This is a genomic window from Luteitalea sp. (assembly GCF_044337415.1).
Classification (GTDB): Bacteria; Acidobacteriota; Vicinamibacteria; order Vicinamibacterales; family Vicinamibacteraceae; genus Luteitalea.
The window spans coordinates 1-8,994 of record NZ_JBIINP010000169.1 but is presented as its reverse complement, the minus strand read 5'-3'; the positions used below and the strand labels follow the sequence as shown (position 1 = coordinate 8,994).

Here is an 8,994-nt window from a genome sequence, read left to right as displayed (position 1 = left end):
GGCGCGGTGAGCGGGCTGGCCGGGTCGTCGATCTTGTAGGTGATCTCCTGCCCGTCGTTCCAGTGGAACTTGAACATGCCGCCCATGATGGTGTTGAACTCCGGCCAGGTGCCGACCTGGTCGTCGGGGCCGTGCTCGGTCGACGGGCCCTGGCCATTGCCGGGGCGGGCCGCCCGCTGGGGCGGCGGAGGCATGAGCGCGTCGTAGCGGGCCACGAAGTCGGCCTGGCTCACCTTGCCCGCCTTCGCCGTGTCCACCTTGTCGTACCAGGCGCCGGCCACGCTCTTCACCTCGTCGCGGCTGAGCGCGCCGCTCTTGTCGGCGTCGCCCTCGGCGATGAGGCGGCCAGCCATCGGGAACGCCGACATGATGCCGGGGCCGAGCGACGCGAGCCGCGCGGCCATGGGGTCGGCGCCGCCAGGACCGGCACTCTTCAGCGACGCGGCGCTGGCGTGATAGGCGTCCGAGGCGGCGTGAATGGCGGCAACGCCCTTGCCGCCGCGGATGAAGTCGAGGAAGGCCTTGCGACGCGCGGCCGTCGCGGCGGCGTCCTTCGGGTCGTCGAGGAAGTGCCCGGTGGTGCTCGCGAGGAAGATCGCGTCGTACTGCTTCAGGTTCGCCTCGGTGATGTCCGCGGCGTCCCAGCTGATCGTGGTCGTCCAGGCGCCGGTCTTCTTGCCGAGTTCCTCGACCGTGCGCGTGGCGAGCGGAATCGACGAGTGGACGAAGCCCGCCGCACGCGCCATCACGAGGACCTTGCGCGGACGGGCGGGCGTGGCCGGCGCCTTGGCGGGCAGCTGCGCGAGCATCGCGTCGACGTCGGGCTGGCAGGCCGTGCGCGGGTTGGGACTGCGGCCCCCGCATTGGGGCCCGGTGTCGGGCAGGACGTTCGAGAGGCCCATCATGAGCGTCTCGTTGGTCAGCCCCGCCGCGTCGGCGGCCTTCCACTTCGTGAACCAGCCGTCGAAGCTGGCTTGCGTCTCCTCGCGGGTCAGGCTGCCGTCGCCGTTGGCGTCGAGCGCCTTGAACAGCCCGGCCGCGACCTGCGCGCGCCCGCCGCCCTGGGCGCCGACGCCCTGTCCTGCCACCAGCAGCGCCGCCATCGTACCGGCGAGCACCGCGACCGTCGCCGCGTGTCTCGTTGTCATCGTTCCCCCACGTGATCAGCAGGCTACAGGCTACGGGCTGCAGGCTGCCTGTGGCCCCGTCGCCTGTAGCCGTTTGCCGGCCGAGGATACACTGCCCGCACCGTGCCTTCCCCAGTGACGCGTTCCGCCCCGGTGACCCTCGTCCGTGGCCTCGGCCTCTTCGCGGCCTTCTCGATGGTCGTGGGCAACGTCATCGGCACCGGCGTCTTCCTGAAGGCGCGGGTGATGACCTGCAACGTCGAGACGCCCGGGATGGTCATCGCCGTCTGGGTCGTCGCCGGGCTGATGAGCCTGCTCGGCGCGCTGACGTACGCCGAGCTGGCGACGCTCTTCCCCGACGCCGGCGGCGAGTACGTCTTCATCCGCCAGGCCTACGGGCGGCTGTGGGCCTTCCTCTACGGCTGGACACGGTTCTTCGTCGCGACTGCCGGCGCGCTTGCCGCGCTGGCGACTGGCGGCGCGATCTTCCTGAATGCGCTGGCCGGCAATCAGCTGGCGGCCTGGCAGGTCGCGGTGCCGGGGTTCGGGACCGTGGGCGGCATCGCCTTGGTGGCCGTGGTGGCGGTGTGGGTGGTGACGCTGATCAACTGCCTCGACGTGTCGACGGGCGGGACGGTCGCCTCGGGGCTCACCGCCATGAAGCTGCTGCTGGTGAGCGGCGTGGGGATCGGCGCCTTCCTGCTGGCCGACGGCTCCTGGAGTCACTACGCGCTGTCGGGCGCGGGTGGCACCTGCGAAGGGGTGGATGCGGCGGCGCGCGGCGGCCTGGCCGGGATCGGCGCCGCGATGATGGCCGCGCTGTGGGGCTACAACGGGTGGAACGAGGTCACCTACGTGGCCGGAGAAGTGAAGGATCCGGGGCGGGCGCTGCCGCTGGCGATCATCGGCGGCATCCTCACGGTGGCGGCGCTCTACGTGACGGTGAACGCCGGCTACTTCTACGTGCTCACGCCCGAGGCCGTGGCCAGCGTGCCGGCCGCCTCGCCAGTCGCCACGGTGGCCGCAACGCAGTTCCTCGGACCTGCCGCCACGAGCCTGATGGCCGGGATGCTGTCGGTGTCGGTGTTCACGGCGCTGCTGATCGTCGCGCTGGTCGGCGCACGCATCCCGTACGCGATGGCGCAGGACGGCGTCTTCTTCCGCAGCCTGGCGACGCTGAGCCCGCGCACGCGGGTGCCGATTCGCGCGCTCATCGCGCAGGCGTTCTGGGCCTCGGTGCTGGTGGTGACCGGGTCGTTCGACACGCTCACCGACTACACGATCTTCGCGGTGCTGATCTTCCTCGTGCTCGGGACCGCCTCGGTGTACGTGTTCCGGCGGCGCATGCCCGACGCGCCGCGCCCGTACCGCACGTGGGGCTACCCGGTGGTGCCGGCGCTGTTCCTGCTCACCGCGTGCTGGCTGATCGCCAACACGCTGATCACCAGCCCGCGCCAGTCACTTGCCGGCCTGGCGCTGGTGGCGCTGGGCGTGCCCTTCTATCTGTACTGGACGCGCAATTCGAAATTCGACATGTGAAATTCCCGGCGGCTCGGCCTCGCGGCCATCGCTCGCTCGCCATCCCTGATCGTGGCGATGGGCCGGAGGCCCTCGCCCGAGAATTTCGAATGTCGAATTTCAAATTGCCACAGCCGCCCCCATGACACTCCTCGTGCTCTTCCTCTGGGCCTTCGCGGCGGCGACCATCCTGCCGCTGTCGTCGGAGGTGCCGTTGGCCGTGGAGGTGGCGCGCACGGGGCACTGGCGCGTGCCCGTGGCCGTGGCGACGCTCGGCAACGTGCTTGGGGCGGTGACCACCTACGCCCTGGCGCGGGCCGCGATCACGCGAGCGCCCGAGCCCTCACCGCGCGTCGCGCGCGCGGCGACCCTGCTGGCGCGCTACGGGTCGCCGGTCCTGCTGCTGTCGTGGGTGCCCCTCTTCGGCGACGTCTTCGTGGCGTTGGCCGGGGCAGCGCGCATGCCGGTCGTGCCGTTCCTCGCCTGGACGACGATCGGCAAGGCCGCGCGGTACGTGGTCGTCGCGCTAGCGGTCCGCTGAACTGGGCGACGCAGGGCTCGGGGCTCAGGGCTCAGGAGTGACGGCGACGGCGGGCGCGGGATGGGCGGTCACCGCGGCTCGAGCCAGGCGTCGCGACAGCCGGCCGGGGCAGACACGGGGTTGCACCGCGCCACGATCCCCGTCGCGCCTGGGAGCCGCGCCACATACCCCGTGCCGAACGGGCTCGGCTCAGGATAGTCGGTGCTCACGAACTGCGCACCGCTCAGGAACGCCGCGTCGCGACGACGGGTGTCGCCGGTCCTCGCCTCGACGCCGGGCTCGTCGGCGCGGGTGCGCACGATGTAGCCGTCGCGGACCACGGCGCGGATACGCTCGCCCTCCGCACCCAGCGGATCGTTGAGCTTCAGGAAGGCGGCCGCCGGCGTACCGGGGTCGGCGCTCACGAACAGCACGCGCCCCTCGAGCGAGGCATGCCCCGCCAGGTACTCGTCGCGGTGCGCGTCGGTGTTGTCCATCGCGAACAGGACCTTGCCCCGCGAGGCGCGCAGCGTCGGCCAGCCCCGCCCCGCAATCGCCTCCCGCAACGACCGCGCATCGCCGCGCACATCGTCCGGCGTGAGCAGGTGGTCCTCGTCGAACACGCGACGGATCTCGGCGTCGAGGGCCGCCATCGCCGCGCGGTCGATGGGCAGCGGCTGCACCAGGCCGACGCCGCGCGGGTCGTCACGCGGGCCGTCCTTGAGTTCGATCATCACCATGAGCGGCACGTGCCGCGGGTGCGCCCGCGACCAGTCGCGCACCTCGGTGAGGCATGCCACGAGGGTCGGGCACGTCGACTGGAAGTCGAAGTCGGGCACGTGAATGACCTTGAACCCCGGCGTGCGCAACACGGGCGGGGGCGGCGTGATGCGCGCGAGGTCGCCGCCGAGCCGGAGCGCGGCCGGCGCTGCGTACCGTCCGCCCTCGGGATCGGCGTACACGTCGATCTCCAGCGTGCGGATGCCCAGCCGGTCTAGTTGCTCGACCAGCGGCCGGTGCGAGTAGTCGAGGGCGGGCGCCTTGTCGCCAAGCAGCCGCAAGACGGGTGCCTCGGGCGCCAGGTGGTAGCTGTTGTGGGTGCCGAGCAGCTGCAGGTGGTTGAGCCGCAGGCAATCGTCGGCGGTGGCCGCCGTGAGCGCCCCGCACGCGGCGGATGCGTCCACCGCGACAGGCAGTCCGGCACCGGCGGTCGCCAGGGCGGCGAGGCCGCCGAGAATGACGCCGGCGGCGGCGACAAGGTGAGTCGTCATGCGTGCCACGCTACGCGAGTCGGCTGACGAAAGCATGACGCCACGTGGTGGCAATTCGAAATTGGACATGTGAAATTGCCGAGGCCGGTCTCGCTTCGCGTCGACCTGGCCCGCGAGCTCTGACGGGCAACGCCGAGCGAGAGCGAGGCGAGTCCCCGTGAATTTCAAATGTCCAATTTCAGATTGGCGTGGCACCATCACCGCGAGGTGACCGTGACCGATTCGACTTCCACCCGCCGAGACTTCCTCCGCGCCACCGGCGCTTCCCTCGCGGCCGCCCCGATCGCCGCCGCCACCGCCAGCGCCCAGGCGCCGACGGCCGCCGCACCCCAGAAGACGTTCGGCTACGCCATCGTCGGGCTGGGCAGCCTGTCGCAGGGTGAGATCCTGCCAGCCTTCCTGCACACGAAGCGGAGCCGGGTGACGGCACTGGTCAGCAGCGATCCGACCAAGGCCAAGGGCCTGGCCGCGCAGTACGGGGTGCCCGACTCGGGCCTCTACTCGTACGAGACGTTCGACCGCATCGCCCAGAACCCGGCCGTCGATGCCGTCTACATCGTGCTGCCCAACGGCATGCACGCCGAGTACAGCGTGCGGGCGTCGAAGGCGGGCAAGCACGTGCTCGTCGAGAAGCCGATGGCCAACACCGTGGCCGAGTGCGACGCGATGATCGCGGCGGCCAAGGCGGCCAACAAGCACCTCGCGGTGGCGTACCGCCTGCGGTTCGAGCCCTACACGCAGGCCATGATCAAGATGGCGCGCGACAAGGAGTACGGCAAGTCGCGGGTCATCGTGTGCGACTCCGGGTTCAACATCGGCAACCCCGAGCAGTGGCGACTCACGAAGAAGATGGGCGGCGGCGGCTCGATGATGGACATCGGCATCTACTCGGTGAACGCGGCGCGCTACCTGGCCGGCGAGGAGCCGACCGAGGTGTTCGCCATGGAGAGCACCGACAGGAACGATCCGCGCTTCAAGGAAGTGGAGGACACGCTCACCTTCCAGCTGCGCTTCCCCTCGGGCGCCCTGGCCAACTGCGTGTCGAGCTACGGCTGCTACCTGAACCGTTTCCGGGTGCACGCGGAGAAGGGGTCCTTCGAACTCGAGCCGGCCTGGAGCCGCCGCGGCCTCGGCCTGCGCGTGTTCCGGGGCAACACGATCGAGTCGCGCACGATGCGGGAGCCGGACCACTTCGCCGCCCTGATGGACCACCTCGCCGAGTGCGCCGCCACGGGCACGCGTCCGGTGACCGACGGCGAGGACGGCCGCAACGACATGCGCGTCATCGAAGCGTGCTACGAGTCGGTGAAGACGGGGCGGCCGGTGAAGCTGATCTAGTAGGCTCAAGGCTCAAGGCTCAGGGCTCAGGCACCGCAGGCTCGGGGCTCGGGGCTCAGGGGGCGTGGCAGGATCCGGCTAGCCGCCAGTCCGGCGCTTGGTGGCAGAATGTGGGCGGCATCGAGCCTGCCGGCACGGTTCGCCTGCAGCCCTCCGGATGCCCACAACCTGGAGGACCCGTGCGCAAGACTCACGCCGCTGGCGGCTGCCTGCTGGCCGCCGTGCTCTTCGCGGTGCCCGTGCCGGCCGCAGCCGACACCACCATCACCTGCGAGAGCCGCAACTTCCGCTACAGCTACTGCCGCGTCGACACCGACAGGCAGGTCACCCTGACGCGCCAGCGTTCGAGCACGCGCTGCCGTCTCTGGGACAACTGGGGCTACGACCACCGCGGCGTGTGGGTGGACCGAGGGTGCGCGGCCGACTTCCGCGTCGGCCGCAACAACTCCGGCCGCGACGCCGCCATCGCGGGTGCGGCCATCGCCGGCATCGCGATTGCCGCAGCGATCGCCGCCAACAAGGACCATCACGACGACAACGTGCCGTCGTGGGCCGTGGGCGACTTCCAGGGCTACGACCAGCGCGAGGGCGGGGTGCCCGTGCGCGTGACGATCTACCCGGGCGGCAACGCGGAGGGCGAGGCCAACGGCCAGCGCTTCACGGCCCGCTGGGACAACAACCGGCTCACGCTCGGCAACTTCCGGTTCCGGACCGAGAAGTGGGGCAACGGGTTCCGGGCGATCGACGAGGCCGATCGCAGCCACGAGGTCTTCTTCGGCCGCGTAGGCGGGGGGTACTAGCCATGGTGCGCGTCACCGTCACCCCGTTCATCCGTACCGTCCTGTCGGTCGCCGTGCTCTCCATGAGCCTTGCCGCATCGGCGTTCGCGCAAGCCCCCGCAGCTCCCGCCGCCGGCGAGGCTGCGCCGCAGGGCAAGGGCTACAACGACCCGACGGCCCTGCCGCTGCGCGCCAGCAACACCGAGGAGCCGGTGTGGGCGCGCCCGGCCATCGACACCCTCGCGACCATCCGCACGCGCGGCAGGCTGCGCATCGGCGTGGTCGCCAACGAGCCCTTCGTCATGCGCGACGCCAAGGGCGAACTGGTCGGCTTCAGCATCGACCTCGGCCGCCAGCTGGCCGCCGACATGGGCGTGGAGGCCGAGTTCGTGCCGACGTCCTGGGCGCAGGTCATCCCCGACCTCATCGACCGCCACTTCGACGCCGTCGCGACGGGCCTGTGGATCACGCCAGCGCGAGCGCTGGTGGTGAACTTCACCGAGGCCACCTCGGTGGGCGCCATGCACCTGGTGGCGAGCAAGGCGCTGTCGGGCAGCGCGAAGTCGGTGGACGACTTCAACAAGCCCGACGTGAAGCTCGTGGTCACCGCCGGCACGAGCCAGGAAGCGGTCGCGGCGCGGACGTTCCCGCGCGCCACCCTCGTCAAGGTGGCGATCGACGCCGATCCGCTCGCGCCCGTGCTCGACGGCAAGGCCAACGCCCTGATCGTGACCACGCCGACGCCCTACCTGGTCGTACGGCAGGCACCCGACAAGCTGTTCCAGCCGCTGGAGCAGCCACTGCAGGTGACGCGCGCCGCCATGGCCATCCGCAAGGGCGACGCCGATTTCCTGAACTTCCTCAACAGCTGGCTCACGTTCCACCGCGAGGGCGGCTGGCTGGACGAGCGCGAGCGCTACTGGCTCGGCACGGACTGGCTGACGGGGATGTAGGGCGGGGCCGGGTACCGGGTACGGGGTACCGGGTACCGGGTAGCGGGCCGCTCCGCCGACGATTCGTAGCCGCCGGACTTGTCCGGCGGTGACCGCAACAGTCTTGGCAGCGCTACCATTGACCGACCCGGAAGGAGGTCACGTCATGCACACAAGACATCTCCCCCTGGCATTGGCGCTCGTGGCGAGCGTGATGGCCACGCCAGCCTCCCCGCTGGTCGCTGCGGCCGCGGCGCAGTCCCAGAGCGCCAGCAGTGTCGATCGCATGATCGAGCGCGCCTTCGACGACGTCCTCGGACGGCGCCCCGACTCGCGCGAGATGCGCCTGTATCGCACCCGCGTGTACGAGGACGACTGGACCGAGCGCGACATCCGCGCGGAACTCCGCCGGCTGGCCGACGAGCGCGACCGCTACGGCAACGGCAGTGGCTACGGTAGTGGCAGTGGCAGCGGCTACGGGAACAGCGGCGGGTACGGCACCAGCTCGAATCGCCCATCGTCGCAGGACGTGGACCGCATCATCACGCGCGCCTACCAGGACATCCTCGGGCGCGATCCCGACACGCAGGGCCTGCGCGAATACCGGCGCCGGATGCTCGACGATGGCTGGACGGAGCGGCAGGTGCGCGACACGCTGCGCCGCAGCACCGAGAAGGCGGAGATCGACGACGCCGAGGTGGACCGGATGATCACGCGGGCGTACCGCGACGTGCTCGGGCGGGCGCCCGACGCCTCGGGTCTGGCGAACTTCCGCACCCAGGTCCGCACGAAGGGCTGGACCGAGAGCGACGTGCGGCAGGCGCTGCGCGAGAGCCCCGAGTACCGCGAGAAGAACACGATGACCGAGGCCAAGGCGCGCGAGATCGTCGCCAACGCCTACCGCAGCGTGCTCGGGCGGGAGCCGGATCCGGGCGCCGACGTCTACGTCCAGAAGGTCTGGCGCGAGAAGTGGACCGAGCGCGACGTCGCCAACGAGCTGCGCAAGAGCGACGAGTACCGCAACCGCCGCTGACCTCTCGCCGTGCCGGGCGCGTGATTGCGCTCGACATGGCTGTTGGGCTAAGTACGGGGGATGACAAAGCTCATCCTCCGTGCCTCCCTCCTCGCGTGCGGGCTCCTGACCCTCGCGCCCATCGTCGCCCACGCCCAGGAACAGGTGACCGTCGTCCGTCGCGGCAGCCAGAAGATCTCCGGCCGTTTCGAGGACTGGAACCGCGCCACCGACACCGTCTACGTGCGCGTCACCCAGAACGACCAGCAGAAGTTCCCGATGGCCGACGTGCAGCTCATCGACGTCGGCGGCAACGCCGAGAACCTGCCCGCCGGCGAGGTGCAGCAGGCGCGCGGCGGCGACCACATCCTCGTGACCCGCGGTGGCGAAGTGCTGCGTGGGCGCCTGATCAACATCGAGGGCGGCCAGGGGTCGGCCAAGGAGAACGAGCCGCGCGTGGTGAGCTTCCAGGCCGGTGGCGAGCGCCGCTTCCGCCT

At 70.8% G+C, this 8,994-nt stretch carries 9 protein-coding genes; 7 read left to right on the top strand and 2 right to left on the bottom strand.

The features are described from left to right. A partial coding sequence (locus ACIRDX_RS17800; protein WP_396626784.1) for a ThuA domain-containing protein occupies positions 1-1,148 on the bottom strand: 1,148 nt, incomplete at its 3' end. A 102-nt stretch (positions 1,149-1,250) separates the two neighbouring features. On the opposite strand from ACIRDX_RS17800, the gene ACIRDX_RS17795 reads away from it, so the two are divergent. Both ACIRDX_RS17795 and ACIRDX_RS17790 read left to right on the top strand, forming a co-directional pair. After that, entirely contained in the window at positions 1,251-2,666 is a 1,416-nt protein-coding gene (locus ACIRDX_RS17795; RefSeq protein WP_396626783.1) for an APC family permease, read from the top strand. 121 nt (positions 2,667-2,787) lie between these two features. Beyond that, complete coding sequence (locus ACIRDX_RS17790) at positions 2,788-3,186, top strand: YqaA family protein (RefSeq protein WP_396626782.1); 399 nt, start codon at positions 2,788-2,790, stop codon at positions 3,184-3,186. A 68-nt stretch (positions 3,187-3,254) separates the two neighbouring features. Here ACIRDX_RS17790 and ACIRDX_RS17785 read toward each other — a convergent pair whose 3' ends face one another. After that, complete coding sequence (locus tag ACIRDX_RS17785; protein WP_396626781.1) at positions 3,255-4,436, bottom strand: phosphatidylinositol-specific phospholipase C1-like protein; 1,182 nt, start codon at positions 4,434-4,436, stop codon at positions 3,255-3,257. A 213-nt stretch (positions 4,437-4,649) separates the two neighbouring features. Here ACIRDX_RS17785 and ACIRDX_RS17780 point away from each other — a divergent pair, with 213 nt between their 5' ends. From ACIRDX_RS17780 to ACIRDX_RS17760, 5 genes are all read left to right on the top strand, one after another. Beyond that, positions 4,650-5,774: a Gfo/Idh/MocA family protein gene (locus tag ACIRDX_RS17780; protein WP_396626780.1), complete on the top strand. Its 1,125-nt coding sequence runs from the start codon at positions 4,650-4,652 to the stop codon at positions 5,772-5,774. A 179-nt stretch (positions 5,775-5,953) separates the two neighbouring features. Beyond that, complete coding sequence (locus tag ACIRDX_RS17775) at positions 5,954-6,574, top strand: DUF3011 domain-containing protein (protein ID WP_396626779.1); 621 nt, start codon at positions 5,954-5,956, stop codon at positions 6,572-6,574. Between the two features lie 2 nt (positions 6,575-6,576). Continuing rightward, complete coding sequence (locus tag ACIRDX_RS17770) at positions 6,577-7,506, top strand: transporter substrate-binding domain-containing protein (protein ID WP_396626778.1); 930 nt, start codon at positions 6,577-6,579, stop codon at positions 7,504-7,506. A gap of 145 nt (positions 7,507-7,651) precedes the next feature. After that, positions 7,652-8,518 carry a hypothetical protein gene (locus ACIRDX_RS17765; protein WP_396626777.1) on the top strand — a complete coding sequence of 289 codons (867 nt, stop codon included), beginning with the start codon at positions 7,652-7,654 and terminating at the stop codon, positions 8,516-8,518. A gap of 60 nt (positions 8,519-8,578) precedes the next feature. Continuing rightward, on the top strand, positions 8,579-8,994 hold a 416-nt coding region (locus ACIRDX_RS17760), incomplete at its 3' end, for a hypothetical protein (protein WP_396626776.1).

What these genes read in the sequence shown, in the direction of transcription:
- ACIRDX_RS17790 (WP_396626782.1), top strand. Translation starts at nt 2,788, where the DNA reads ATGACACTCCTCGTGCTCTTCCTCTGGGCCTTCGCGGCGGCGACCATC.
- ACIRDX_RS17765 (WP_396626777.1), top strand. Translation starts at nt 7,652, where the DNA reads ATGCACACAAGACATCTCCCCCTGGCATTGGCGCTCGTGGCGAGCGTG.
- ACIRDX_RS17785 (WP_396626781.1), bottom strand. Translation starts at nt 4,436, where the DNA reads ATGACGACTCACCTTGTCGCCGCCGCCGGCGTCATTCTCGGCGGCCTC.
- ACIRDX_RS17770 (WP_396626778.1), top strand. Translation starts at nt 6,577, where the DNA reads ATGGTGCGCGTCACCGTCACCCCGTTCATCCGTACCGTCCTGTCGGTC.